Source organism: Streptomyces sp. NPDC102451 (assembly GCF_044765485.1).
GTDB lineage: Bacteria > Actinomycetota > Actinomycetes > Streptomycetales > Streptomycetaceae > Streptomyces.
On record NZ_JBIWKD010000001.1, the window covers coordinates 138,321 to 164,487 of the forward strand.

At 67.2% G+C, this 26,167-nt stretch carries 24 protein-coding genes, 3 tRNA genes and 1 pseudogene; 16 read left to right on the forward strand and 12 right to left on the reverse strand.

The window, feature by feature from the left end:
* Positions 1–46: 46 nt before the first annotated feature.
* Positions 47–349 carry a YtxH domain-containing protein gene (locus ACIRD8_RS00590; protein WP_362887825.1) on the reverse strand — a complete coding sequence of 101 codons (303 nt, stop codon included), beginning with the start codon at positions 347–349 and terminating at the stop codon, positions 47–49.
* A 191-nt stretch (positions 350–540) separates the two neighbouring features.
* Between ACIRD8_RS00590 and ACIRD8_RS00595 the strand changes: the two genes are divergently transcribed.
* From ACIRD8_RS00595 to ACIRD8_RS00605, 3 genes are all read left to right on the forward strand, one after another.
* Positions 541–613, forward strand: a tRNA-Asn gene (locus ACIRD8_RS00595).
* Between the two features lie 5 nt (positions 614–618).
* A tRNA-Asn gene (locus ACIRD8_RS00600) sits at positions 619–691 on the forward strand.
* 212 nt (positions 692–903) lie between these two features.
* Positions 904–977, forward strand: a tRNA-Ile gene (locus ACIRD8_RS00605).
* A gap of 769 nt (positions 978–1,746) precedes the next feature.
* Here ACIRD8_RS00605 and ACIRD8_RS00610 read toward each other — a convergent pair.
* From ACIRD8_RS00610 to ACIRD8_RS00635, 6 genes and pseudogenes are all read right to left on the reverse strand, one after another.
* Entirely contained in the window at positions 1,747–2,262 is a 516-nt protein-coding gene (locus tag ACIRD8_RS00610) for a hypothetical protein (RefSeq protein WP_403984512.1), read from the reverse strand.
* On the reverse strand, positions 2,259–3,698 hold the full coding sequence (locus ACIRD8_RS00615) for a hypothetical protein (protein ID WP_403984514.1): 1,440 nt from the start codon (positions 3,696–3,698) through the stop codon (positions 2,259–2,261). Before ACIRD8_RS00615 ends, ACIRD8_RS00610 begins: the two co-directional genes overlap by 4 nt.
* Positions 3,699–3,747: 49 nt before the next feature.
* Positions 3,748–4,179, reverse strand: coding sequence for a hypothetical protein (locus ACIRD8_RS00620; RefSeq protein ID WP_403984516.1), 432 nt, complete (start codon positions 4,177–4,179; stop codon positions 3,748–3,750).
* Positions 4,180–4,464: 285 nt separating this feature from the next.
* A pseudogene (locus tag ACIRD8_RS00625) lies at positions 4,465–4,776 on the reverse strand (hypothetical protein); the annotation flags it as partial.
* Between the two features lie 377 nt (positions 4,777–5,153).
* Positions 5,154–5,417 carry a Txe/YoeB family addiction module toxin gene (locus ACIRD8_RS00630; protein WP_185301023.1) on the reverse strand — a complete coding sequence of 88 codons (264 nt, stop codon included), beginning with the start codon at positions 5,415–5,417 and terminating at the stop codon, positions 5,154–5,156.
* Positions 5,414–5,695, reverse strand: a complete 282-nt coding sequence (locus ACIRD8_RS00635; RefSeq protein WP_358967472.1) for a type II toxin-antitoxin system prevent-host-death family antitoxin — start codon at positions 5,693–5,695, stop codon at positions 5,414–5,416. The genes ACIRD8_RS00630 and ACIRD8_RS00635 overlap by 4 nt, the downstream gene beginning before the upstream one ends.
* 205 nt (positions 5,696–5,900) lie before the next feature.
* Between ACIRD8_RS00635 and ACIRD8_RS00640 the strand changes: the two genes are divergently transcribed.
* On the forward strand, positions 5,901–6,110 hold the full coding sequence (locus ACIRD8_RS00640; protein WP_403984518.1) for a hypothetical protein: 210 nt from the start codon (positions 5,901–5,903) through the stop codon (positions 6,108–6,110).
* Positions 6,111–6,878: 768 nt separating this feature from the next.
* Here ACIRD8_RS00640 and ACIRD8_RS00645 read toward each other — a convergent pair.
* From ACIRD8_RS00645 to ACIRD8_RS00665, 5 genes are all read right to left on the reverse strand, one after another.
* Entirely contained in the window at positions 6,879–7,475 is a 597-nt protein-coding gene (locus ACIRD8_RS00645) for a hypothetical protein (RefSeq protein ID WP_403984520.1), read from the reverse strand.
* Between the two features lie 3 nt (positions 7,476–7,478).
* Positions 7,479–9,728, reverse strand: coding sequence for a DUF6571 family protein (locus tag ACIRD8_RS00650; RefSeq protein ID WP_403984522.1), 2,250 nt, complete (start codon positions 9,726–9,728; stop codon positions 7,479–7,481).
* A gap of 12 nt (positions 9,729–9,740) precedes the next feature.
* Positions 9,741–10,007 (reverse strand): hypothetical protein, encoded by a 267-nt coding sequence (locus tag ACIRD8_RS00655; protein ID WP_403984524.1) that lies wholly within the window; start codon positions 10,005–10,007, stop codon positions 9,741–9,743.
* 1,175 nt (positions 10,008–11,182) lie between these two features.
* Positions 11,183–11,653, reverse strand: coding sequence for a PIN domain-containing protein (locus ACIRD8_RS00660; protein WP_403984526.1), 471 nt, complete (start codon positions 11,651–11,653; stop codon positions 11,183–11,185).
* Between the two features lie 89 nt (positions 11,654–11,742).
* Entirely contained in the window at positions 11,743–12,204 is a 462-nt protein-coding gene (locus ACIRD8_RS00665; protein WP_403984528.1) for a helix-turn-helix domain-containing protein, read from the reverse strand.
* Between the two features lie 1,318 nt (positions 12,205–13,522).
* Between ACIRD8_RS00665 and ACIRD8_RS00670 the strand changes: the two genes are divergently transcribed.
* The 12 genes from ACIRD8_RS00670 to ACIRD8_RS00725 all read left to right on the forward strand — a co-directional run bounded on the left by ACIRD8_RS00670 (position 13,523) and on the right by ACIRD8_RS00725 (position 26,160).
* Positions 13,523–14,317 (forward strand): ABC transporter ATP-binding protein, encoded by a 795-nt coding sequence (locus ACIRD8_RS00670; protein WP_403984530.1) that lies wholly within the window; start codon positions 13,523–13,525, stop codon positions 14,315–14,317.
* A gap of 147 nt (positions 14,318–14,464) precedes the next feature.
* Positions 14,465–15,130 (forward strand): SRPBCC domain-containing protein, encoded by a 666-nt coding sequence (locus ACIRD8_RS00675; RefSeq protein ID WP_403984532.1) that lies wholly within the window; start codon positions 14,465–14,467, stop codon positions 15,128–15,130.
* Complete coding sequence (locus ACIRD8_RS00680; protein WP_403984534.1) at positions 15,127–15,987, forward strand: HpcH/HpaI aldolase/citrate lyase family protein; 861 nt, start codon at positions 15,127–15,129, stop codon at positions 15,985–15,987. The genes ACIRD8_RS00675 and ACIRD8_RS00680 overlap by 4 nt, the downstream gene beginning before the upstream one ends.
* 63 nt (positions 15,988–16,050) lie before the next feature.
* Positions 16,051–17,121, forward strand: a complete 1,071-nt coding sequence (locus tag ACIRD8_RS00685; protein WP_403984536.1) for an amidohydrolase family protein — start codon at positions 16,051–16,053, stop codon at positions 17,119–17,121.
* The gene (locus tag ACIRD8_RS00690; protein WP_403984538.1) at positions 17,118–18,770 is read left to right on the forward strand and encodes a thiamine pyrophosphate-binding protein; all 1,653 of its coding nucleotides are present in this window, start codon (positions 17,118–17,120) and stop codon (positions 18,768–18,770) included. Before ACIRD8_RS00685 ends, ACIRD8_RS00690 begins: the two co-directional genes overlap by 4 nt.
* A 5-nt stretch (positions 18,771–18,775) precedes the next feature.
* Complete coding sequence (locus ACIRD8_RS00695; RefSeq protein WP_403984540.1) at positions 18,776–19,687, forward strand: ABC transporter substrate-binding protein; 912 nt, start codon at positions 18,776–18,778, stop codon at positions 19,685–19,687.
* A 68-nt stretch (positions 19,688–19,755) separates the two neighbouring features.
* A complete protein-coding gene (locus ACIRD8_RS00700; protein WP_403984542.1) occupies positions 19,756–20,934 on the forward strand; it encodes a DUF3500 domain-containing protein in 1,179 nt (392 codons plus the stop codon).
* Positions 20,935–20,966: 32 nt separating this feature from the next.
* Complete coding sequence (locus ACIRD8_RS00705; RefSeq protein WP_403984544.1) at positions 20,967–21,848, forward strand: hypothetical protein; 882 nt, start codon at positions 20,967–20,969, stop codon at positions 21,846–21,848.
* Between the two features lie 48 nt (positions 21,849–21,896).
* The gene (locus tag ACIRD8_RS00710) at positions 21,897–22,880 is read left to right on the forward strand and encodes an ABC transporter substrate-binding protein (RefSeq protein ID WP_403984546.1); all 984 of its coding nucleotides are present in this window, start codon (positions 21,897–21,899) and stop codon (positions 22,878–22,880) included.
* A 44-nt stretch (positions 22,881–22,924) separates the two neighbouring features.
* Complete coding sequence (locus ACIRD8_RS00715; protein ID WP_403984548.1) at positions 22,925–23,785, forward strand: amidohydrolase family protein; 861 nt, start codon at positions 22,925–22,927, stop codon at positions 23,783–23,785.
* Between the two features lie 63 nt (positions 23,786–23,848).
* On the forward strand, positions 23,849–24,544 hold the full coding sequence (locus ACIRD8_RS00720; protein ID WP_403984550.1) for a GntR family transcriptional regulator: 696 nt from the start codon (positions 23,849–23,851) through the stop codon (positions 24,542–24,544).
* Positions 24,545–24,570: 26 nt separating this feature from the next.
* On the forward strand, positions 24,571–26,160 hold the full coding sequence (locus ACIRD8_RS00725; protein ID WP_403984552.1) for a carboxylesterase/lipase family protein: 1,590 nt from the start codon (positions 24,571–24,573) through the stop codon (positions 26,158–26,160).
* The last annotated feature ends 7 nt before the right edge of the window (positions 26,161–26,167 follow it).

Here is a 26,167-nt window from a genome sequence, read left to right on the forward strand (position 1 = left end):
TGCGCGGACCGTTCCGTGCCGGGCGGTGCCCGGCACGGAACAGGCCTCAGGTGTTCGTCGTACCCCAGTCGTCGCTGCCGGTGTGACCGTTGCGCTCCCGCAGCGAGCGCACCCGGTCCGAGACGGAGACGGGGACCTTGTCCCCGACCTTCTCGCTCACCGAGTGGTACGCCTTGCCGGCGAAGTCCCGGCCGCCGTGCGCGGCGGACTCCGCCGCGTTCCGTACGGCGGGATTCTCGGCCAGCTGCTGCGCGGCCTTCTTCAGCTGCTCGTAACGCTCGCGCCCGGCTCGCGTGCCGAGCACGTAACCGAGCGCCACTCCGGCGATGAACGTGAGCCGGTACCGCATGGCTGCCACCCTTCCTTCGCTCCGTCTTCGCTGCGTGCGACGTGTTCTGCCCGCCTACCCGCACACACCGAGATCACCCCGGGGGATACCGATTGGCGGAGCACCCCCCTGCTTGCGCTAATGTATGTGTCGCAGCGAACGCGCGCCGCTCGGCAGCCGCCAGGCAGGTACGATTCGAGGCAACGCAGCAATCCCCTGTAGCTCAATTGGCAGAGCAGCCGGCTGTTAACCGGCAGGTTACTGGTTCGAGTCCAGTCGGGGGAGCGCGATCCCCTGTAGCTCAATTGGCAGAGCATTCGGCTGTTAACCGGAGGGTTACTGGTTCGAGTCCAGTCGGGGGAGCGGAACGGAAGAGGGCCCCCGAGGGGGCCCTTTTTCGTGTGCCCGCGCGGCGGGTCCGTGACTCTTTCGGGGCGATTCCGCACCACCCGGAACCGGGCAGCACGCAGCACAGTCTTCATGGTCATGCGAAGCCGACCATCGCCAGCAGGAGATCGTATGACCGGCTATGCTGCGGCAGACGGCGCGCACACTTGTACGCGCCACGCCGAGACGGGGCGGTAGCTCAGCCGGTTAGAGCAGCGGACTCATAATCCGTCGGCCGTGGGTTCGAGTCCCACCCGCCCCACCCAGCTTCCCCAGGCAGAATCGTTCTGACCTGGGGAAATGCGTTTTCCTGGGCGTTTTTTGCGTGCAGCGTTCGCCGCACGTAGGTGCAGCGAACGTGAGGCTTCGGTCCTTCAGGGCAGATCTCGCATGGCTGTGAGCTGGTCTTTTGTGGCCCTGGCGTGTGTGGGACCGTTAAGAGCGATCCCACGGCTGCTGGTCGATTTGAGACCGCGTCTCCCGCGGCACGTTCTCCGGCAGGCATTGAAGTCCGAACAGCGCTGGACGCTTGTGGTCAGCGTGTGGCTGAGGGCGTCAGGCACTGGGATGAGTTGGGACGGACCGGACCGGCGGTCGCGTTGTCCGGCAAGGCGGCGGGGTGCCGACGGGCCCAGTGTCCCGGGCGCGTGGTCCGGCGCCGGGGAGCGCGCCGCACCTTCGTCGAGGTGGATGCGCCGGCGCGGTGCCCTCCGGGTGCGGGTTTCAGGCAGTGACGCGTGGTGTCCCCGCCTCAAGGGTGTCTCGTCGCCCACCCGCCAGACGGTGACGGCCTTGCCCGACGGGCAGCAGACGCTGTCCTCATGCCGATGCCAGTTCTCGTGGGCGGTGACCTGCCCACGCGCCAGGTCGAGGCGCTCGAAGCCGCTGGCGTGACCGCCCGCGTACTGCTGGGGAGTGGCAGTGCCCAGCAGCACGGGCTACTCGTCCTCGCTGGCGAAGACCAGGAAGGCCCACGTGGAGCCGGCCGCCAGGTCCCGGGCTCCGGGGCGGCGCAGGCGTCTCCCGGTCGGTCAGAACGCCTGCATGTACACCCGGGTTGTGCTGCGGTCCAGTTCGAGGACGTGGATCTCGATCCACTGGACCTCGCTCCGGCGGCTGTCCCCCACGCAGGGCGGGCAAACCCCGGCCCAACGGACACCTTTCTCGCTCTGGGGCTCGGCGAGGCCGAGGTGTCCGAAGAGTTCGGTGGGGGCCGGGAGGTCCTGGTTTCTGGTGCGCAGGGGCTTCTCGGGACGCAGGTCCTCCGCTACCCGCACCGCGGTCCTCTCGTCGGTTACGAAAGAGAGCAGGTAGATGTCCTCCTGCGGATTGATCTGCACGGCGCCCTTTACCTCTGTCGCGCTCTCGGGCACCGCCACCTTCATGAACGCCGATGCCTCCGGGGCGCCCATGTCCTTTCCCCAGTGCGAGGCGCGCTCGTCCGTCGTCCGGTGATCATCCCCGCCGGCACTCGAACAGGAGGTGAGCAGCAGGGCGGCCCCGAGGGCCGCGAGCAGCCGTGGCCGCAGGGCAGATCCGTTGTTCACCGGTTCTCCTCGTCGCCGCGCGAGACGTCCCCGCGGGACCCTTCGCGCCCAGGGTCCGCCGGTGTCACCCCGGGGGCTGAGCCACTGTTCAGATCCTGGGTGTAGGTGCTGCTGCTACCGCGCATATCGAATTCCTGGGCGAAGCCCACTTTGTGCAGTCGCCCCATGTCGTCGTCGGGAATGGTGACACCACCGGGGAACGTCGTCGATTTTCCGGAGTCCCAGTTGTACCGGTCCCACACGTTGACCTGGTAGTCGAGCGAGACCTGTGGCTTGCCGCCGTCGCCCGGACTGACGGTGACCATGCCCGACACGTTCTGCTGGTGCGACCCGACCGCGTGGAACCATTCGTCCTCCGCGAAGGTCCGCCCGATTGCCTGGCTTTCCACGGGAACGACGACCGTCCTGTCGCCTCCGGCCTTCTCGAACTCATCGAGGGCCTTCTGACGCCATGCTTCCTGGTTCTCGGTGATGTGAAGCGTGCCGACGTCGGTCCGGAACCCGGAATCGTCGTGCAGGATGCGGCCGACGTCGAGGTCGAGCGGCTCGCCGGTGCCGCTGAGATAGTGCTGCATGTTGCGGGATGCCGCGACCTCTCCTGTGACATCGCCACCTGCGGCGATCGCCTGAGCCTGCGTCAGGACCCAGAGATCGTGAGCGGTGGGATCCTCCGTGTCGAATGCTCCCGAGCCGGCGTCGGCCGGCCTCCACTCGTACAGCGGGGCCATGATCCCTGCTTCTCGAAGGTCGTCGCCGCTCTCTCGCAGCAGGATGCCGCGGGTCACCGGATCGAGATCACGCCACCACTCCGCCACGGCGGCCCGCCCCTTCGGCATGTTGGCGGCCTTGCCGGCCTCCTCAAGGGAGGGATAAGGACTCTTCACAGGGCTTCTGTTGAAGCCGTTCATGGTCCCGTCCATGATGTCGGAGTCGACCACGGCGGCTGCGAGGGCGAGTCTGATGCCGTCGTCGGCGTCAGTGACCGCCTGGACCGCTTGGTCGAGGAGATCGCCCCACCGGGTCACCTGAGCGCGCACACTTTCCTGGTAGCCGGGGTCATGCACGTACGCACTGCGTGCACTCTGACTGAGCTGTTCGGTATCGAACGAAACCACGCCTTGGTCGGAGACGCGCATGCCGTCCTTGATCGCGTCGGTGCGCACGGTGTTCACTCTGCCACGGAGGGCGGCCAGCTGGGTGTGTGAATCCCGCAGGATGGACGCAATAGCCTTGGCCTCCTGCTGAGCCCCCTGCAGCTCCTTGAGCGTCACGGTGAACCGGTAGTTCGCTGCATCGGCGCTCTGGCCGACCCACGACTGTCCGAGTGAGACGCCATGGACATCCCGTTCGTACTGCTCCTCGATCGTCTTGAACTTGCCTGCCATCTCACCCCACTTGTCGGCGGCGTCGGTGAGTTTGGACAGGTCGCTGCTCATCACTTCGTGATAGGTCGGCACGCATCCCCCGGGGCGGTCGGTCGGCTGGTCAGTAGTCGTCGATCGGGGACGGCGGACCCAGTTGAGAGCCGATGCCGATGTCGTCGTTCCGGAAGTCGATGCCCGTCTTGCTCAGGGCGTGCTTCTCCGACGCCAGTCGACCCAGCAGCGCATTGACCTGCTGCTCCCACGTCCGGTGCGCCTTCTTCAACGCACCCGACGTGTCCCAGCCGTACCCGTCCCTGGCACCGAGCTCCTTGACCACAGCTTTCACGCTCTCGGCGGCGTGCTTGCCGTCCCTCTCGACGTCGTGTTCCAGATCATCGTTGATGGCCTTCGCTGCTGCCTGCTTCTTGTCCAGAGCACGGTTGGCCCCGGAGCAGCCCTCAGCCTCCGCAGGGACATGACATCGCGTCAGGCGAACACCGGCCTGCGGAACGTAGGCGATGTCGGCGATGGCCGTACGGTCCGAAGCCCGCAACCGAGATTACTCGAGGCGCCTGGTCGATACAGAGGGTGACTGACACGGGTAGGGAGAGGTTCTGTAATCGAGTCGGCGGCGTGCGCTGCGGGCGGGCCATGATGGGCTGCTGAGCGGCAGATGCGCCCCAGGCGGATTCCCTCCCGCTGCTGGCGCATGGCTGCCCCGTAGCCGTGCGGTACGTACCGCACGGCTACCGGGCGGCGCCCGGGATCGAGCCGGACGCCGCGGGATCCAGCAGGATGTGAATGTCCGCCTCTGTGGTGTTTCCGCAGGTGAGAGGCGTCACGCTTTTGGGTTCGAGTCCCACCCGCCCCACCCAGCATCTCCAGGCAGAATCGTTCTGGCCTGGGGAAACACGTCTTCGGGGGCGTTTTTTGCGTGCAGCGTTCGCCGCACGTAGGTGCAGCGAACGTGAGGCTTCGGTCTTTCTAGGCAGATCTTGCATGGCTGTGAGCTGGTCTTTTGTGGCCCTGGCGTGTGTGGGACCGTTAAGGACGGTCCCACGGCCGCACCTCCCATGTTGCTAGTGGCGAGCTGGGTTCCGTCAGGCGAGACCGCCACTGAGTGCACCTCACCGGTGTGACCGGTGAGGGTTTTGGTGCATGAGGTTGTCGAACGCCTCCTGCCGACGGGGAGGTTCTCGTTGGGCGCCGGAGAACATCGACGCCCTCGACTTTGAGCTCACCGAGGCCCAGAGGGACGCCATCGCCACCCCGGAAGCCGGCGCGTAGCTCTTCTTCGACCACCGCGACCCGGACCCCCGCGGTGGGTAGGGGTGATGCTCGCTCCCAGGAGCGGATGCCCGCGAGGTCTTCATGGGGCAGGGGATCACGACCAGGCTCAGCGTCCGATACGCCCCCGAGCAAACGGTCGCGCCCTGGGCACGTGGATCGTGAGCCCGTGCCTGCGTCCTGCGAAGGCTGACGGGCGCTGTCAAGAGCCGAGGCATGGCCCGTGGGTATGCGCCGGGTTCACCGTTCGTAGTGGAAGCGGCACGCCACCACGTGGATGATGGCGTTCTCATCGATGCGGTACACCAGTCGGTGTTCGGAGTTGATGCGCCGCGACCAGTAGCCGGAGAGGTCGTTCCGCAGCGGTTCGGGCTTGCCGATTCCTTCGTGGCCGCCCCGGTCGATGTCGGCGATCAGCTGGTTGATGCGCTTCAGTATTTTGCGGTCGTTCCCCTGCCACCACAGGTAATCGTTCCAGCCGTCGTCGACGAACAGCACCTTCACGCGGCGCCCCGCCCGGCCTCGTCATCGGGATCCACCAGCTCGCGAAGTGCGCTCTGGCCGGCCCGGTCCTGCTCGATGGACCTGCGCAGGCGCTCGGCCATAGCGGGCGACCGCAGCAGGTAGTCGGTCTCTTTCAGTGCCTCGTACTCGGCGAGCGAGACGACGACCATCGGCTCATGGCCAGTCCGGGTGATGACCAGCTCCTCGGCGTCGTTCTCCACCGCGTCGAGGGCGTCGGCGATGCCCGCGCGTAGCTCGGTGACACTCATCGTCTTCATGACGTACACGATAACGTACAGAGCAGATCCCTGTGCGACTGATCGCGCTCCGCCTCCGGACGGCCATGCGGTTCAGCCTTCGGTGACATTGGGGTGTGGCAGAGCCCGTCGGGCGGCTCAGTTGGCGTGGTTACCTCGTCGTTTTCGCGGTCGACCCGCTCCATGAGCGTGATCGTCGCGAACTCGGGAATGATCACTTACGGACATGGTGGCTGCGGACTGCGCCTGCGCGGAGTTGGCGGCGTTCGAGCGGGCCCAGTTGGGCGGCGTGCTCCTCGACCCGCGCCTGCGGCAGTCTTCGGTGGCGTTCAACGAACCGTTACTGATGGTTATGCCGGACGTTCGGCTGGCCGATGTCTCAGATTCTCTGGTCGGCCTGCCGACCGGAGGCGAGACTTCCGCTCAGTGCGGTTGAGAGGGACGTGACCGGACGGCCCGGATGCGGCCTCATGTGCCTCTCGGGTCGGTGCAGCGAACGCTGCACCGCAACCCGCTGGAGTCGGATCGAGCAGGATGCAGCCGGATGGAAACAGGTGGGTATGTCGGACTCCTTGAGATAACCGCAGGTGAGACGCGTCACCGGTTTGGGTTCGAGTCCCACCCGCCCCACCCAGCATCCCCAGGCAGAATCGTTCTGACCTGGGGAAACGCGCTTTTCGGGGGCGTTTCGCGTGTGGCGTTCGCCTCATGGGGGTGTGGCGAACGGGGAGCTTCGGGTATCCAGGGCCAGCCTTGCGCGGCTGTGACCTGGGCCTTTGTAGTCTTGCGTCCGTGGGATGGGTTAATAATCCCACGGCCGCCCGGGGCGGCCGTGGGACCAACATCGCCCAGGTCGGTGCGGAGGATCTCGCGCACGGATGGTGTTGCGCCCTGCGTGCCGGTGGGGCCGGGTGGTGTACTGCGAGGGTCTGACCGCAGGCGCCGGGCACGCAGTTTCGGTTGAGGCGGAGTGCCGAGGGGTGGCCCCCGAGACTGCGCTGGGCTGTCTGAGCTGGGGTGGGCGTCGCAGTCGGAATCTGCCGGGTACATGCCGTCAGCGGGCCGGAAGCACAGTCACCGGCCCGCCCCCGGGGCAGCACCGGGGCCGACGACCGGAAGGACGACGGCCTTGCGCTCAGTGCGCCCAGGCAGCCCGCCGCCGTGGCGAAGCGGGGGCGGCGGGCTGCCCGGGGGGTGGGGGCGGTCAAGAGGCGCAGTTGTACCGCTTGGCTAGCTTGGCGGCTACTTCTCGCATCACGATCGCGTTGTTGCGTGTCGCGGTGTCCGGGTCGACGAGCCTTTTTTCCTTCAGCCTGGTCAGGCGCTCCTCTTCCTGTGAGGGCACCTCGAGTGACGCTGTGATGTACGGGGAGGTCGAGCCCATGCGGGCGGCGCAGCCGGCGGGCAGTGTGACCTCGGCCTGGTCGGGGAGTGCCCAGCCGGTGAACCCGGGACCGAGAGGGACGGAGCCCTTCTTGTTGTACGGGGCGCTCGGGGTGTCTTCGATGAGCAGTTTGTAAACGCCTCGGGGATAGTCGTTGTCCGGGCTGGCGCGCAGTACGGAACATGCCTTGAACACCGCGAAGTCAGTGGTCTTGCCCTTGCTCTCCCACTCCTCCGCGCTGACCTCGCCTCCCTTGCCGTCGTCGATCAGTCCCGCCGTCTCCCGGCTGAGCGCACCGTGACACAGGGTCTGTGGCAGTGGCGGCTTTTCCTCGTTGTCGGGCCAGAGGCTAGCCGCCACGACGGCTACCCCGGCGGCGCCGAGCACGACGGTCAGCGGCAGCCACTTCTTGTCCATCGGTTACTGCCCCATCCACTTGTCGGCGTCGCCCATGCCGTTCTGGTACCACTGCTCGGTGATCGACTGAAGGTGGTCCTCGTACTCGCCGGGACTCGCGTCCAGCTCGTCCTTTGAGAGACCGCGCTCTGTTGCCATCCTGCGCAACATGCCGTACATCTGCTTCTCGCTGTAGTCGTAGTGCCTGATCATGTTGTTGCGGGTCTCGGCGTCGACCCTTGCGTTCTGATCGTTCAGGTGGTTGTTGAGGCCGGCGTCCACCGAACGTTGAATCGCGTCGCCGGCGATCGGGATGGGGGTCAGCAGCCCGCCGACGATGTGGTAATTGAGCACCCTTTTGTAGGCGTTGGCGTCCTTCTCCGCCTGGCCCAGGTCGTAGATCACGTCTCCACGTACGCCGTCGAGGTGGCCGAGTACCGAGGCGGACTGCTTGACCCAGGCCCGCAGCTCCGGGTCCTCCTTGCGGAAGGAGTCCGCCGGGAAGTCGTTGAGCCCCTCACTGATGACCACGGTCTGCGAGGCGTGGATCATCTTGTAGGCGTTGGGGTCCTCTGCTGTGGCGCGGATGATCCGGGTGAGGTCGCCGCGGTCGATCTCGAGCTGGTTGAAGTCGGTCGGCCCGTCCATTTTCTTGCCGAGGATCTGGTGCACGTCGGATCCGTAGTCGGCGATCATGTCGGCCAAGGGCAGCCGCATGGAGACGGGAACGGCGCTCTGGTCCTTGTGAAGCGCCTCCGTGTACTCGCCCATCACCCGCTCGAAGATCGCGGTCTCGGCGGCGTCGTGGTGTACGGGCACCGGGTGCATCGGCGAGCCGGGCACGCGGCCGGTGGCCGCGGACTCGAGCGCGAGGCCGAGCTCGGCGCGTGCCGAGGTGTACTGCGTCTCGTCCGGCATCTTGCTCTCGACTTCGCCGCCGGGCCACTCCCGGTCTTCCAAGAAGTACTTGAGGTTGTCGGTGGTGTCCGGGTCGAAGTAGTGGGTGGAGGCGGACGGGTTGCGGCTCATGGCGTTCAGCAGGCCCTTCATCGGGTCCTCCTGCGTGCCTTGCCAGTTCTTCATGACGCCGTCGTAGGCGTCGTCGTTGTCGGTCTCCCACTCACGGATGGTGTCGCCGACCTCGGTCAGGAAGGCCTCGCTGTAGACCGGGTCGCCCTCGTCCTTCCTCCAGGGCGAGGACTTCTCCTTGGGGTCCTTGTTCGGGTCATACACAGCGTCGTCGCCTGCGTCGGCGGCCATCAGGTCCGTGAGGTTCTTCAGGGTCGCGGCGCCGCCCCCGATGGCCCCAGGGTGGCGCATGGGGAGGCCGTTGCCGTCACGGGCCGTGGTGATGAGCTTGTCGGTCCAGGCCGAGGTGACACCACCGGGGGAGCCGATCGATGAGTCCGGTCCGGTGGCGGTGGCAAGAGAACCGGACAGTGCCTTGTAGAGACGGGCATCGGTGCTGGAGAGCTGTCCGTCGGCACCGCCCGACTCCAGGCTGCTGGCGAGCAGCAGCACGGCGTCCTGCTGCTCGCGGCCCCGGTAGCTGAGTTTCGTCATCAGCTGCTCGGCGAAGGCCGGTGAGTCCTTGCCTTCCTCGGCGAGTGTGAGGAGCCGCTCGCGCTCGTCGTCGTCGAGGTGTTCCCAGCGGGCGTAGAGCTTGGCAGCCTCGCGGCCGTTCTCCGCCTGCTGCTGCTCCTCGGCACGCATCCTCCTGGCGTCGGCGACACCGCTGAGGTCGGTGCTTCCGAAGTCGTTGGGGTGGTGCTTGATCAGGGCGCGCAGGCCCCAGGCGCAGAGCTCGTCGGCTTCGTTGGCGCGTTTCAGGATGCCGTTGATCTTGCCGCGCAGATGTTCGAACTGTGCCTCGGTGGCCAGGGGTTCGGTGCTGTCCTTGGCCCGGCGGTCAGGGTGTATTCGATGGCTGAGGACACCGTCGGGGTAGATGATGATACCCGGAGGGGGATTCTCGTATGTGTGCTTGAGGTCGTCCTGGGCTGTCTTGAAGAGCGTGTGGGCGTCCTTGAGAAGGTCGCGTACGGACTCGGCCTCGGCGATGGCGTCACCGAATTCCTTGGCGGTCTTGGTGACGAACTCTTTGGTGACGGTGGCGTTCTCGCCCTTCCAGCTGGACTTGTCGGCCTTGGTCTTCATGGCCGACGCGTCGGTCTGGAGCGGTGAGGTCAGCTTGCCGATCATCTCGGTCCACTGGGTCACCGCCGTGTCGAGCGGGCCGAGTCTGGCAGTGAGGAGCTGTTCGAAGGTGGGCATGGCAGCGGCTCCTTACTGGAAGTACTTGCTGATCTGAGAGGCGGGAACGGCCCCATCCGCTTCCGGGGCGACGGGACCGACGATGCGCAGCTGTGTCTCGATCCACTCGTCGTCGGCCTTCTTCGAGGCCTTCGTGTAGTCGAGGTGGTTGGAGATATGTGCGCACGCCTGAAGGAGGGTCTTCACCTGCGTCCCCCAGGTCCCGATCACTTCCGTGAACGCCGCGCCAGTGTCGAACCCGTCGCCCTTGAGGCTCGTACCAGCGGTCTCACTTGCCACCTTCGCGTGCTTACCGGTCGACTCGAGGCCGTTGAACAGGCCAAACGCTGCGTGGCCGATGTCCCCCAACTCGTCGTCCGAGACCACATAGTCGCCCGAGCCTTTCGCCGCCCCTGTCGCCGGCCGAGTTCAGCCTCATCGCGGCGGCGGTCTTCAGCTCGCCCCACTCCTCTTCGAACGACATGATCCACACCCCGTGTACTCATAGACAGCCGTCTGGCGCGCCACGATACCGGCGTGATCAAACGCTTCGCCAAGCAAAGGGTCTTCGACATCCTGTGGATGCATCGAAGCTCCATCGAGGAAACGGTCACCACAACCCGCTTTGGTTCGGATGAGCTTCGAGGGAGTCCGTCGGAATCGTCGCATTCGTCCACGAGTCGCCCTCGGTTGGGTCGGCCGCTGGACGCCGGCAAAGAGGCACCTCGCTACGGAGCGTCACTTCTTACGGCCAAGGGGACAGCTTGGCCGACCGCTTTACGGAGACGATCCGATAGCGCTGCAAGGCGGCAGTCTCGCCGTGCACCTCGTAGCAGGGCGCGTACGCGTCACTCTTATGGGTTTCGAGTCCCACCCGCCCCACCCAGCATCCCCAGGCAGAATCGTTCTGACCTGGGGAAACGCGCTTTTCGGGGGCCTTTTGCGTGTGGCGGTCGCCTCACGGGGGTGTGGCGAACGGGGCGCTTCGGGTATCCAGGGCCAGCCTTGCGCGGTTGTGACCTGGGCCTTTGTAGTCTTGCGTCCGTGGGATGGGTTAATAACGGTCCCACGGCCGCCCGGGAAGGCGGGTTGACGCCCGAGGTGTCGGCCTATGTCGCGGCAGCCGCGGTGCATCATGGCGCCATGGACCGGCTTTGGGGGCTGACGCACCACTTGGAGGCGGAGCGCGGCCTGGTATCGGCCGAGGAGGAGTAGCGCTCACGGAGCGCGCAACGATGGCTGGCGTGGCGAGCAGCACTCGCCGGGTCCGAGGAAGTTCGCTCGCGTGCCGCTGCCAGGCAGAGGCAGTTCCTGGGCGAACAGCAGGTGTGGGCCAGGGTGCCAGGGTTGGTCCCGGGCCCGCATGCTCTTCGCCACCACCCGATGAGCCGGGACCGACATACGGCCTTTCCTCGAGGCTGCCCGGTGGCTGATCTCTTGCAGCTTGGCCGGGGACGGCCGCTAGTCATACGGAATCAGGCGAGCGCCCTCAGGGCCGCCGCGGACGAAACCAGACGGTTCCTCTCGAGTTGCTCGATCACGTCCGCGACCGTGCCGGGCGGATTCTTCCAACTGTCGGCGATGCGCTGGATCTCTGCGTACACGACCTCCGGCGCCAGATCTATCTGCGCTTCGAGGAAGGCGTCCGGGTGGACGGCTTCAACGTCCCATGGCGCCAGGGCATCCGCGGGGAAGTCTTTGAGGTTGAACGTCACGATCACCTGGGCTTTGGCGCGGATCGCCGCGGCCAGGACGTGCCGGTCGTCCTTGTCGGGGAGTTCCAGTATGTCGATGAGCGGCTCGTGCCCCTTGACGAGGCAGTTCCGTACGGCTGCCTTCATCAGCCGCCGTGTCCTGTCGAGGGCTCCGGGGTCCAGGTCCGGCCGGTTGGCCTTCAGGTTGCGGAACGTCTCGTCAAGGATTGCCTCGGTCCACTTCGCCTGCACAAGGCTGCCTCCGCGACGCGGATGAGCACGTCGCGGAGGATATTCGGGTAGAGCACGTTCGCGTCGTAAACGGCGACGAAGGCCATCGACTACATCAATCCCATCTCCTGGCCGAGCTGAGTGAGCTCGTCTGCTGCTTCACGGCGACGCCGGTCGTCTGCCTGCTTGTACTCCATGAGCGACGACGCTGTGATTCTGCGGTGCGTTCCGACTAGACGGCACTCGATTTCGCCGGCGTCGAGGAGGCCGATGAGGAAGGGCCGGGACACGTTGAGGATGTCTGCCGCTTGCTGGGTGGTGAGCTCCGCGGTGCTGGGGACGATGGACACGCCTCGGCCTGCCCCTAGGTGGGCGAGGAGACCGGCGAGGAGCTCGACGGCTTCGCGGGGCAGAGTGAGGGGCTCGAGCTCGTCGTCGTCGAGTGGCTTGACGGCGATCTGTCCGAGGTCGGGGTGCTCGGTGAGGTAACCGCGGACACGAGTGAGGGCGCGGTTCGCTGTGGCGGTCTTCTCGGGCGGGAGCTTCACGGGCCTGATGTCTGTCTTCGTCACGGTGCGCCCCTAAATTTCGTGGCGGGTGGGCGTCTTGCTTGAGGTGCCTCTGGTATCCGCAATATTCGCAGCATACGCAATAAATAAAACACGGCTGGGTCGAACGTAGGGAGCTGCCGCCGGCCCCGCCCTCGCAGGTGGCCGTGCGGAGGCTCACTTCCGCTCCTGCTGGGATGGCCCACTGGTCCGGCCTGGATCGACCCCGGCTGCTTCGTTGACTCTGCGGCTGCGGGATGCTTGTGCGCCCGGTCAGCCAGTGCGTTTTCCGGGGTCATTCTGCGTTAGGTGTTCGCCTCACGGTGGTGTGGCGGACGGGGGTCTTCACGTGTCGAGGGTGCTTCCTGCGTGGCTGTGACCTGGACCTTTCCGGTCTCGGCGCCGTGGGATGGTTAACGGCGGTCCCACGGCCGTGGCGCAGGGATGTGACGGCGGCTTCCCCAGCCTGCCGCTGACGTTGGCGCAACAAAATGGCTTGCGGGGATCCGCGCCGACCTGTCCGAGGACTCCGGGCCAGGCCTACGCGGGCACACGTGTCGGGCATCGACCATGCCGCCATGGCTGATTGTCGGACAAGTGATGGGTGGGAACGTAGCAGTCGCGACGAGGCGCTTCAAGGGGTCCGGATGAGGGATCCATGTGGTCCTTGATTGGCCTGTTGGTTCCTGCCTTGTTGGGCACCGTCGAACCCATGTCCTGGTGATCCCCGTGGGCGCATATGGACATGAAGGGCGCGACCATTCTGGGTGGGTATCTCCGGAGTCTGGGAGCGGAGCCGTACCCCTGCGGTTTTTGTCGGACGATCCGAGTCGCGAACGCACCAGGTTGGGCACCCGCTCGCGAGTAGCGTGAGCCGTGCGCCCCGTGCGGTGCTGTCGGAGTGCCGGCCGGCTCGCCACGCTTGGGCGCCGGGCTCTCGGCTGGAGCCCCGCTCCTGCCGACCGCGCCCTGGTGTGGGGCCGATCCTCCCCTCGCGCCTCGGCACCCTGCGTGACCGAGCCGTGGCGCCGTGCCGGTGAACCACCTTTGTCTGACAGTTCTCCGTCAGGTAACGCGAGATTCCTGTGAATGTCAGCTCCCCCCTGCAAACTCTTGTGCCCCCTGGGTGGCGGTGTTAGCTTCACCGCATCGGTTGTCAGACAATCACTGCGGCAGCAAGTGACACCGATGGCTGCATCTGCAGGAGAAGCCAGCCAACCTCGATGCCCGTTCACGTGCATCAGACGCACCAACGTCACTGCACCGCCACCCACGAACGCCGCCACAGGCGCGAGCGCGGCCCCGCTTCATCTCTTGGGAGGAGCAGGCCGAGGAGGCAGATATGTCGACCACACAGCGCAACTCCGACTCGGAGGCTCTCCGCCTCGAGCACGTCACGCTGGAGTTTCCCGGGGCTCACCGACCGGCGATCGAGGACGTGTCGTTCAACATCGATCGCGGCAAAGTCGTTGCCGTGATCGGGCCCAGCGGTTGTGGAAAGAGCACCATCCTCAACCTGGCTGCCGGACTGCTCACTCCCACCCAGGGGCAGGTCCATTACGCCGGCGAGCCGGTTACCGGCGTCAACTCCGATGCGGCGTACGTGACTCAGCAGTCCCACCTGCTGCCCTGGCTGAGTGTCCAGGCCAACATCGGTCTGGCCCTGAAGTTCCGCAAGGTTTCCAAGGAGGAACGTGAGGAGCGCGTCGCGCAGTGGGTCAAGCTCGTCGGCCTGACCGGATTCGAGCATCACTTCCCCCGGGAGCTGTCGGGCGGGATGCAGAAGCGCTGTGCGATAGCGCGAGCATTGATCTACAACCCGTCCATCGTGCTGATGGACGAGCCGTTCGGGCCGCTCGACGCCATCACCCGCCTCGAACTGCAGCAGGAACTGCTCAACATCTGGCGAGAGCAGAAGGGGACTTTGATCTTCGTCACGCACGACCTCAACGAGGCGATCTACCTGGCCGACGAGGTCATCGTGATGTCGAAGGGCCCCGGCACGATCCGGCGTGTCATGCACGTCCCCTTCGAACGTCCGCGCCAGATCGGTTCGCTCGTCGAGTCACCTGAATTCGCGGAGCTCTACAACGACCTCTGGGGACTCTTCGCCGCCGAGCGGAAGACCGCCGCTTAGCACGGCTGCGGCCCCGCAGGCGGAGGGCACCGCGGGCCTCCCGGCCCCGCGCCCCGGAACTCCGCACCCCAAGCCACCATGCCGGTCGCGCCGTCACGCGCTCTTTTCGTCCGACGTCGCGCCTGCCGCCGAGTGAGGTTCACAGCTTTGATATCGATCACGGAAGAGATCGCCGTACCGAGTCCGCCCGAACGTGTCTGGGAGATCATCTCCGATCCTTCCGCCGTCGTGTCCTGCATCGGCGGCGCGGAACTCGGGGAGTCGCACGACGACGGTTCCTTCGACGGAACCCTGGCCATCAGGTTCGGCGGCCTTCGGGTCAAGTTTGCCGCCCGGATCTCCCTGGACCTGGACGAGTCCTCACGTGAAGGCCGTCTCACGGCCCGCGGCGCGGACGGGCAGGGCGCGACCCGCTTCAGTGCCGGCGCCACCTTCCGGGTCATTCCAGGGGATGCTCCCGGCACCTCCAAGGTCTTCTGCGACGGGGAGATCAAACTCAACGGGAAGCTCGCCAAGCTGATCGAGTCGGGCGCGGGGATGGTGGTTTCCCGAATGACGGGGGAGTTCACCGAGCAACTGGTCCAGAAGTGTGCCGTGGCCCCTGAAGAGCCGCTGACGGACGTGTCCGCCGGGCAGCTGGCAGCAGCGCCCGACACGGTGCACACGGCTCCGCCCCGCCCGGCCGGCCTGTTCGCCCGGCTTCGGGCCTGGTGGGTGGGGCGGCGGTCCAGGCGCGCGGGGCAGTCGCCGCAGACGACGCCGCGTTCGAAGAACACGTCCGGTGAATCACTCGACCAGGGAGGTCGGCGATGACAACGCCCAGGCTCAACAAGGTGATCGGCGCCCTCGACGCGGGGCAGCACGTCTTCGCGACCTTCTCCGCTGCGGATCCGGCGTCGGCGATCGAGCTGAGCAACTCGGACTACGACGCCGTGGTGTTCGAGATGGAGCACAAGCCCTGGGACATCAACGCCCTGAAGGACAGCTTCCAGTACCTGCTGAGCAGGCGCCGGATCCATGAGGCGGACAGCCTCGCACCGGACGTCACCCCGATCGTGCGCATCCCCGCCAACGGTGCGGAGAAGGCGCAGTGGCACGCCAAACAGGCACTCGACCTCGGTGCGTTCGGCATTATCTGGCCGCACATCTCCACCGTGGAGGAAGCCCGTAACGCCGTCGCCGCCTGCCGCTATCCGCGGCTGCCCGACGCCCCCCGCTACGACCCGGCCGGCCTGCGCGGGGACGGCCCGCACGCCGCGACCCGCTACTGGGGCATCTCGAACATCGAGTACTACGCCAGGGCCGACGTATGGCCGCTCGCCCCGGACGGGGAGATCCTCGTGGGCCTCATGATCGAGGACCAGCTCGGCATCAAGAACCTGCCGGACATTCTGGACCAGGTCCCAGGCATCGGGGTGATCCTGATCGGCGAGGGCGACATGAGCCAGGAACTGGGCTTCCCCCGCCAGTACGAACACCCGCGAGTCCTGGAGTGCAAGCGGCAGATCCTCGACATCTGCAACGAGCGCGGAGTCGCCGTGGGCCACCCGCACGTCACCGCCGGCAACGTCGAGCAGGTACTCGCCGACGGCTACCGGTTCCTGATGTCGGCTCCGGTGCGCACGTACCCCGGCCTGCACAAGGCCCGGGAGCTGACCGGCCGCATCTGACGTGGCCTTCCGGCCCCGCTCGCTCACGACGCGACCACCGCACGCAATTTTTCGGAGTAATTCATGATCATCGACAGTCATGGCCACTTCACCACAGCGCCTGCTGCGCTGGGTGAGTGGCGGGAGAAGCAGATCCGGGCGTTCGAGGAGTCCGGCGCCCGGGTCTCGCCCGACGAGCTGCATATCAGCGACGAAGAGATCCGTACCGCCATCGAGAACGGTCAGCTGAAGCTGCAGACCGAGCGCGGCACCGACCTGACGATCTTCTCGCCGGGCGCGGGAAAGATGGCCCACCACTACGGTGACGAGCAGACCAGCCTCGACTGGTCCCGGGTCAGCAACGACCTGATCGCCAGGGTGTGCGGTCTGTTTCCCGAGCGGTTCGTGGGCGTGTGCCAGCTCCCGCAGTCACCGGGTGACGCGCTGGAGGCTTCCATACGCAACTCTGTCAGCGAGCTGGAACGCTGTGTCGAGGAGTTGGGCTTCGTCGGCTGCCTGCTCAACCCGGACCCATCGGACGGCTACTACCAGGCGCCTCCGCTGACGGACCGGGTCTACTACCCGCTCTACGAGAAGATGGTCGAACTCGACGTCCCGGCGATGGTCCACGTCGCGATGTCGAGGAACCCCGCGGTGCAGGGCACCTGTGCGCACTACCTCGCCGGTGACACCGCCGCGTTCATGCAGCTCTGCGAGTCGGACCTGTTCAAGGACTTCCCGACGCTGAAGCTGATCATCCCGCACGGCGGCGGCGCTGTCCCGTACCACTGGGGCCGCTACCGCGGAATGATGCAGGACCGCGGCCGGCCGCCGCTGGAGGAGTCGATCCTTCGCAACGTCTACTTCGACACCTGCGTGTACCACAAGCGAGGCATGGAACTTCTGCTGGACATCATTCCGGCCCAGAACGTCCTGTTCGCCTCCGAGATGATCGGCGCGGTCCGCAGCGTGGACCCCGAGACCGGACGCAGGTTCGACGACACCAAGTACACCCTCGACTCCATCGACAGCCTGAGTGACACCGACCGGCAGGCGGTCTACGGAGGCAACGCGCTGCGGGTCTTCGCACGGCTCGACGGCGTCCTGAAAGCGCGGGCGACGGCCGCGGCGAACACGAAGGAGTCCCAGAAGTGAAGGTCTACGAAGCACTGGCCGAGGCGTTCGTCAAGGAAGGCACCAGCGACGTCTTCGGCATGATGGGCGACGCCAACATGCACTGGATGGCCGCGCTCGCCGACCGCGGGGTCCGACTGTACGAGGTGCGGCACGAGGGCTCCGGCCTCGGTATGGCCGACGGCTGGGCCCGCGGTGCGGGACAGCCGGGCGTGGTCACCACGACCAGCGGCCCCGGCGTCTCGCAGCTGGCCACCTCGATGCTCTGCGCAAGCCGTGCGGGCACCCCCCTGGTCGCCTTCTGCGGGGAGACCCCCCTGGGCGACGAAGGCGCCACCCAGTACCTCGACCAGCGGCGCTTCGCAGCCGCGATCGAGTGCGAGTTCATCCAGGTCACTCGGCCCGAGAACGCCCAGGAAGCCGTGCGAGACGCCTTCTACCTGGCGCGCACCAAGTCCAGGCCGGTCATGATCAGCGCGCCCTTCGACGTCCAGGTCGCCGACATGGACGACTACGACGAGAACTACGTACCGTCCACCGCCCTGCTCAAGAAGCCGCGGCTGCTGCCGGACCCGGCCGGGATCCAGGCTGCCTGCGACCTGATCCAGGATGCCAAGCGCGTGGTGATCATCGCAGGCAGGGGAGCGCGCAAGGCGGACTCCGGCGAGGAGGTCCTCGCTCTCCAGGAGCGGACCGGTGCCCTGCTGGCCACCACCCTGCAGGCGAAGAACTGGCTGTGCGACCGCACCGACTTCCACGTCGGCCTGTCGGGTCTCTTCGGCGACAAGCTGTCGATGGAACTGCTCCAGGAGGCCGACTGCGTGATCGCGGTGGGGGCCAGCCTGAACCACTACACCATCGAGAGCGGCTACCTCTATCCCGAGGCCAGGTACGTCCAGATCGACACCGCCCCGCACCTGGTCATGGGCAACGGCAGGACGGCGGACTGCTACCTGCAGGCCGACGCGGTCACCGCCCTCGGCGAGCTGACCCGCGTGCTCCAGGAGCGGTCTGTCCAGCTGGAGGGCTACCACACCGACCAGGTCCGGCAGCACCTGACCGGCCGGCTCCAGCAGCCGGAGTACGTGCAGGAGCCCGGACGGCTCGACCCGCGCGAGGCGATCTGGATCCTCGACCACGAACTCCCCGGCGAGATGGGACTGGTGCTGGGCAGCGGTCACCAGACCGACTTCGGCACCATGCTCTTCCAGCGCTCCCGCGACGTGCTCTCCAACTACGGCATGTTCGGCGCCATCGGCCAGGCCCCGCTTATCGCCATGGGCCAGATGGTCGCCAAGGGCAACAAGCCCGGTTTCGTGGTGGAGGGCGACGCGAGCTTCATCATGCACCTGTCCGAGTTCGAGACGGCGTGCCGCTACGACATCCCGCTGCTCGTCGTCGTGATGAACGACCAGGGCCTCGGCGCCGAGTACCACAAGGCGAAGGCGAAGGGACTGGACCCGGAGCTGGCGACCATCTCGACGCCCGAACTGGGCGCGGTCGCCCAGGCGCTCGGCGGCGGCGGGGCCACGGTCCGCACGGCGCAGGAGCTGCGCGAGGCACTGGCGGAGTACGTACGCTCCCCCCGGCCCACCGTGATCGACGTCCGCATCACCCGCGAGGTGCTGAGCACCCCGTACCGCCGCATCCAGTACGGCGAGGACGTGTGAGCCCGATGAGCGAGACACACCCCACCGCACCGCTGACCGTACTCCTCGGCAACTACCCGCACACCCGGCCGCTGAAGGACGGGACCATCCCCGTGGACGGGGTGGGCTGCCAGTACCTGGAATCCTCCCCGCTACCCCCGGCCTTCGCCCGGATGGTCCGTGACCTGGCCTACGACATCTGCGAGATGCCGACGGCAACCTACCTCCAGGCACGCGACGCCGGCATCCCGTTGACATTGCTCCCGGCAGTGCTGGTGGGCAGCACCCACCACCGTTCCCTGACCCGGCTGCCGGAAGACCCGGAGATCGGTCCCCGGGACCTCGTCGGCCGGCGGGTGGGCGTCCGTGCGTACGGCCAGACCACCGGGTTGTGGGTGCGCGGTTGGCTGCAGGAGGAGTACGGGGTCAAGTCCTCGGACGTCACCTGGGTGACCACCGAGGACGTGCACGTCGCCCAGTACGTCAACCCTCCGCACGTGGAGCGGTCGGGTGCCGAACGGGTCGTGGACCTGCTGCGCGCCGGAGAGGTGGCCGCGGCGGTGCTCGGCCCGAAGGCGATCGGCGGGCAGGGCGCCGGACTGGTCCCGCTCGTGGCGGACGCCGAGAGCGCCGGGCAGGCATGGGCTGATCGGCACGGGACGGTCCCGGCGAACCACCTGCTGGTGGTCCGCGACGACGTCCTGCGCACCCGTCCTGACTCCGTACTCAATTTCTACCGAGCCCTGAAAAAGGCGATCGTGGCCACCGCCGACGAGCGTGACGACTCACCCGCCGGGCGCGCGGTCACGGCCGGATGGAGCGAATCCCTGGTCGCCTGCCTGGAGATCGCCGGACGCTACGCCCTGGAGCAGGACCTCATCGGAACACCGGTCGATGTCGGGGCGATCGAGGAGAAGACAGCCTTCCTCGACAAGTGAGAAGGCGATCGACAGGGGTGTGCCGCCCGCCGGCGCACCGTCAAGGAACAGCGAGAGGAGGAGCAGCGATGGGAGAGCCAGTAGGGCTGCGCAAGCGGGGCAACCCGCCCACGCGCAAGCCGGAGGTCTGGACGCCCGACCTGCTCGAAAAGATCGCCTGGCGAGTTGAGGCGGCCAAAGAGCCCTTCCGGGGTGTGGCCACCTCCGACGGAATAGAGCCGGGACTGTTCCCGCTGCGCGACACCGGCGCTGACGTCAGCAAGGTGTATCTGGCGGCGGAGGACTACCTGGCGGGCCTGACGGCGGAGGAACTGGCCGAAGGCCGGTTCCCGATCGACGACGTGAGCTGGCGCCACTGGAACAACGGCGCCCGGTACTTCCTGCGCCACGGCCTGCTGCTGGAGGACTTCGACGACGCGGGACGCGCGCGGGCTCTGGCCGTCATCCGGGCCAGCCTGAGCGTGGACGGCTACCGCCAGATGGTCGACCTGATGCACCTCAATCTCACCATCGGCGAGATGAGCGACAACACCCAGGGCCTCAATGAGTGGCTGTACTGGTTCTCCCTCTACGGCGAGCCGGAGAACGGCGGCCCGTGGGGCTGGCAGCTCGACGGACACCACGTCAACATCAACTGCGTGTTCGTCGGGGACCAGATGGTCCTCACCCCCACCTTCCTCGGCGCCGAGCCGGTGGTCGCAGGGTCCGGGAAGTACGCAGGGACTGTTGCCTTCCGGGGCGAGGAGGCACTCGGCCACGAGCTGTTCACCCAGCTCGACGGCCGGCAGCGGGAGCGGGCCGTCATCGCGGACACGATGCCCAAGGAGCTCCTTGTCGGCGCCTTCCGGGACAACTGGGAGCTCGACTACCAGGGGCTGCGGCTCGCTGATATGTCTTCCGGCCAACGGGAGACCGCGCTCCAGCTCCTCGGCCTGTACGTGAACCGGGCCGACGACCACCACGCTCGGGTGCGGATGAAGGAAGTTCTGGCCCACGGGCGCGACACCCGCTTCGGCTGGGCCGGGGACCCCGACGGCACGTTCTACTACCGCTTCCACAGCCCGGTGATCCTCGTCGAGTTCGAGCACATGGCCGGCGTGCTCTTCGACAACGACTACCCCTCGCGGCGGCACATCCACACCATCGTCCGCACCCCCAATGGCAACGACTTCGGTGTCGACCTGCTGCGTCAGCACCACGAGCGCCACCACCAGCCGCCGTCGGCGCCTTCCGATCAGCGGTCCTGAACCTCCGGTTCCTGTAGCAAGAGGAGAGAGAAATGCAGTTGGTGCTTGGCCGTGACGATCTCGCGGCAGCCGCGCTGTCGGCGGCCCGCGAAGCGGGTTCGGAGCCCGAGCGGGTCGACATCAAGCCGGTACACAAAGCCTCCCGCGGCTTTGTGAACGAGTCGAACGTGGACCTGTGCGAACTGGCGATCGTGACGGTTCTCCAGGCCCTCGCCCACGGCAAGCCGGTCCTGCTGTTGCCGGTCACCACCCTCGGGCGGCATCAGCACCAGACCCTGGTGACCCTCCGCGAACTGTCGGTCGCCGACGTGGAGGGGCACAGCGTCGGAGTCCGCGCGTGGAGCCAGACCACCGGCGTGTGGATGCGCGGCTTCCTCACTGAGCAGTACGGCGTCGACCTCCGCAAGGCGAACTGGACGACGTACGAGGGCCACCACGTCGAAGGTGCCGAGGACCCGTCCTGGGTGACTCGGGCCCCGCAGGGGACGAAGCTGCCGGCGGACTTCCTGGACGGCCGGATCGACTTCGGGATCATGGGTAACGAGCTGCCCTCCGACGACCGCATCCGCACCGCCGTCGACCACGCCCACGAGGCCGCCGAACAGTGGTCGAAGGACCAGGGATTCATCCCGGTCAATCACGTGGTCGGCGTGTCCGAGGCCGCTGCCGCCGAGCACTCCGACGCCATCCTCGCCGCGTACGACGCGATGAAGTCGGTGCTCACGGCCAAGGAGGAGGCCGGGCGGCCGTTCCCCCTGCACCCCGTGGGCTTCGAAGGACTGCGCGCGGCATTCACCAAAGCGGCCGCCTACGCCCTGGAGCAGGACGTGATCCCGCGGGCGGTCGACTACGACGAGCTCGTCGAGCGGTCTTGTGCGGCACTCGGCGTCTCACCGGCACGCCTCGGCGGCTGACGGCCGCAGCACTGTCGGACCAGTATCAGAAACAGCGAAGGACAGGGTATGGACAAGCTCACGGTGGTTCTCGGAGACTTCCCGCACGCGCAGCCGCTGCTGGACGGTGAGACGGAGACAGACGGGTTCCTGGTCGAACCTGTAGAGGTCAAGCCGGTCATCGGCGCCTACCGGCGGATGATCCGGGACCTGGAGTTCGACGTGTGCGAACTGGCGCCGGTCTCCTATCTCATGGCGCGCCAGGAGGGCATCGCACTGACCGCGGTGCCGGTATTCCTCAACCGGCGCTTCCACCACGGCGACGTGCAGTGCGCCGCGAACTCCGGCATTCGCGTGCCGCGGGATCTGGAAGGACGCCGCATCGGAGTGCGTGCCTACTCGGTGAGCACCGGAGTATGGGTGCGCGGCGTGCTGCGGGATCAGTACGGGGTGGACATCGACACGATCACCTGGGTGGTGGACGACGACGACCACATCGAGGGCAGGGTCCCCGCCAACGTCGAGCGGGTCACCGACGGACGCTCGCTGGGTGAGCTGCTGCGCGCCGGAGAGATCGACGCCGCGCTGACCGGCAACGCCGGAACCGGCCGGGCGGGCGCCCCGAAGGCCGGCTGGACGGCGGCGACCGCTCCGGAGCCCAGCGGCGACGAGGGGCCGTACCCGCTCTTCCCGGAAGCGGGCGCCCTCGCCGTGGACCACTACCTGCGGACCGGTGTCTACCCTCTGCACTCGCTCATCTCGATCCGCACCGAACTCGTGGAGCGCGACCCCGGCCTGCCGACCAAGCTGTACGCGGCGTTCGTGGAGAGCAAGCGCCGGCACCTCGCCGTCCAGCCCGAGTGGTCGGCCGTTCCCCGGCTGCAGCGCCAGGGGCGCGCGATCGGCGCGGACCCGGTTCCCTACGGCATCAAGGCCAACGAGGACAGCCTGAACGCGATGGTGCGGTTCGCGAAGGATCAAGGTCTGCTCGACGCGGACTTCTCCACCGACCTGCCGTCACTGTTCGCCGCGGGCGACTACCCGGACGCCTGAGCCGACCCGTACAGCACGCACACCGAAGACAAGGAAGCACCACAGTGGACTTCGTCGACGCACACTGCCACATCATCTCCGAGGACCTGACGGCCTACCCCAAGGCGCCGATCGGAGGAAAGCAGTCGGAGTGGGCCGCGAGCCGGCCCGTGACCGCCGAGGGCATGGTCGCCCGGATGGACGAGACCGGCATCGACCAGGCCGTCCTGGTCCAGGCCACCACGAACTACGGCTACGACAATTCGTACGTCCTCGACAGCAGCCGGCGCCGGCCGGAGCGCTTCGTCGCCGTCGGCACCGTCGACCCGTTGCGGCCGGATGCCGCCGCCGACCTCAGGACCGCGGTCGGAGAAGGCGGCCTGTCCGGGGTGCGGCTGTTCACCAGCGGCAGCACCGTACCCACCCAGGGCGAGTGGTTCGTCGCCCCGGAGACTTTCCCCTTCTGGGAGGAGGCCGCGAAGCTGGACCTTCCGGTCTGCCTCCAGATGCGTCTTGGGCCCGCCACCAAGCAGCTGGTGGAGCTCCTGGAGCGGTTCCCGGGCGTCAAGGTGCTCCTCGACCACATCGGCTACCCCGACATAGCCGCCTCGCCGGCCCGCGCCGGCGCGGAAGTCGCGGAGCTCGGGATGCACCCGGGCCTGCACCTCAAGCTCACCCACCGCAACCTCGAACGGCTCCAGGACGCCGGGGAGCAGGCGGGCGACTTCCTCACCCCGGTCGTCGAGGCATTCGGCGCCGGGCGGATCGCGTGGGGGTCGAACCTGCCGGCGGCCGAGCAGTCCCTGCCCGAACTCCGTGCCCTCGCCGAAGGGATCCTGGCGGTCCTGCCGGAGCAGGACCGCCAGGAGATCTTCGCGGGTACGGCTCGGCGCCTGTACCCGTTCCTGGGCGCACACGGGAGCTGACCTCTATGCCGTCAGCTACTGTTCCCGCCTCAGTTCTCAACTTCACGGAAGACAAGGGTGGTCATGGTGGAGAGCGAAAGCACCGGTGCCGAATCGCGGGCGAAGGCGTCGGGCAGCCGCTACAGCCATGCCTACGAGGGGCTGCGCTCCCTGTTGCTGTCGGGGAGCATCGAGCCCGGCACGCGACTGACCGAGGCGGATCTGACGCGCATGTTCGACGTGTCGCGGAGCACGGTGCGCAGCGCGCTGGTACGGCTGACGCAGGAGGGCTATGTCACGGGCGAGGCCAATCGCGGGGTGCGCACCAGGAGCTTCTCCATCGAGGAGGCGGCGGACATCCTGGAGGCCCGCGAGATCCTGGAGGCCGCCCTGGCCGGCAAGGCGGCGGAGCGGGCCACGGCCGAGGAGATCGCGAAGCTGCGCAGCACGCTCCAGGGGATGGAGGAGTCGCAGTCCCGTGGGGATGGGGATGCCTACTCGCGCGGCAACCGGAGCTTCCACCAGCAGATCAAGCACGCCTCGCACCAGACGACCCTGGCCCGCGCCTACGACACGCTGCTCTACCCACTGGTGATGCGGCAGTACCGCAACCTCTCTGCTCAGCACCCGAGGACGGGGTCGTTCGAGGAGCACCAGGCCATCTTCCTGGCCATCGTCACCCGCAACCCCGATGCGGCGAACGCGGCGATGCGCCATCACGTCGGCTCCGCCCGCCGGGCGCTGCTGCTGGACAAGTCCCCGCAGTCACACCTCAGCTGAGGAGTGGACGGGGCGGAAAGGACTCAATGGGCCGCCCCACAGCGGAGACCGAAGCGGGGCCTGTCGAAGGCGTCTTCTGCCGGGACCGGACCGTCACCGTCTTCCGAGGCATTCCCTACGCAGCACCGCCCGTCGGAGGCCTGCGCTGGCGGCCGCCACAGCCGCCTACGGGCTGGGAGACCACGTTGCGGGCCGACCGGTTCGGCCCCATGTGTCCACAGACACCGGCGGCGGCGGCAGCTACCGGCGTAGACGTGCCCATGAGCGAGGACTGCCTCAATCTGAACATCTGGACGGGCTCGGCCTACCGTGAGGAGCAGCGTCCGGTCCTCGTCTGGATCTACGGAGGTGGCTTCCGCGAGGGCACCGGGGCGAGCCCCCGCTACGACGGTGAGAACCTGGCCCGCGACGGCCTTACCGTTGTCACCTTCAACTACCGCCTGGGAGCCTTCGGTTTTCTTGCCACACCGGAGCTGAGCGAGGAGTCGGAACACCGTTCCTCGGGGAACTACGGACTGCTCGACTGCGTGGCAGCCCTGCGCTGGGTGCGTGACAACATCGCGCACTTCGGCGGGGACCCGGACCGCGTTACCATCGCGGGCCAGTCCGCAGGCGCCGGCATGGTCAACTTCCTGGCCATGTCACCGCTCGCCAAGGGCCTGTTCCGCCGTGCGATCGCACAGAGCCATGCCCGCCACGCACGCGATCCCGAACTGCGCTATCTGTCGACCTCCTACCGGACGGCCGCGGATGCCGAAATTGCCGGAAACCGATACGCACGGACCCATGGTGCGAGCACCGCTCAAGAGCTACGCTCCCTGCACTGGCGGAAGCTCGTCGACGGCCACCACCCCGTCGACGCGAGCGTCGACACCGGCAGTCTCACGTCACCTCCGCTGTTCCGCCCCGTACTGGACGGCTGGGCACTGCCCGCCGGCTACGACGAGACGTACGTCAAGGGCCTGCAGAACGACGTCGACTACCTCACCGGGAACAATCTCGACGAGAGCGGTGCGGTACCGGAGTCAATGGTGGCCGCTCTGCGCAACGGGCGCAGGACCATCCGGCCGGGCTCGCCCGCGGTCAACGTCAGCCTTGAGCACCATGTCACCGCGGCTCACCGGAAGTTCGGGCTGCTCGCCGAGGAGTTCCTGCGGCTGTATCCAGCCACCACGGACGACGAGGCGGCACGCGCAAGCAGCCGTGCGGCACGTGACAACTCCCGTGTCTCGACCTGTTTGTGGGGCGCGGACTGGACCCGTCACGCCACCGGCAACCTGCATACCTACTTCTGGACCCACCGCGCCCCGGCGCGGGACGGGGGCCCGAGACGGGCCGGCCACGGTTCTGAGATCGACTTCGTCTTCCGCAACCCCATAGGCGGTACCGGGGCATGGACGGAAGAGGACCACAGGATCGCGCGGACCGTCTCCGCGTACTGGACCAACTTCGTCGCCACCGGCGACCCCAACGGAAGTGACCTGCCGCCCTGGCCGGCCTTCTCGGGCGCCGACACCGTCATGGAGATCGGTGCGCACTTCCGGACGATTCCTGTCTCCGATCCGGCCTGCACCGATTTCTGGATCCGATTCTTCCGTACCCAGCAAGCCTGGTGAACAAAGG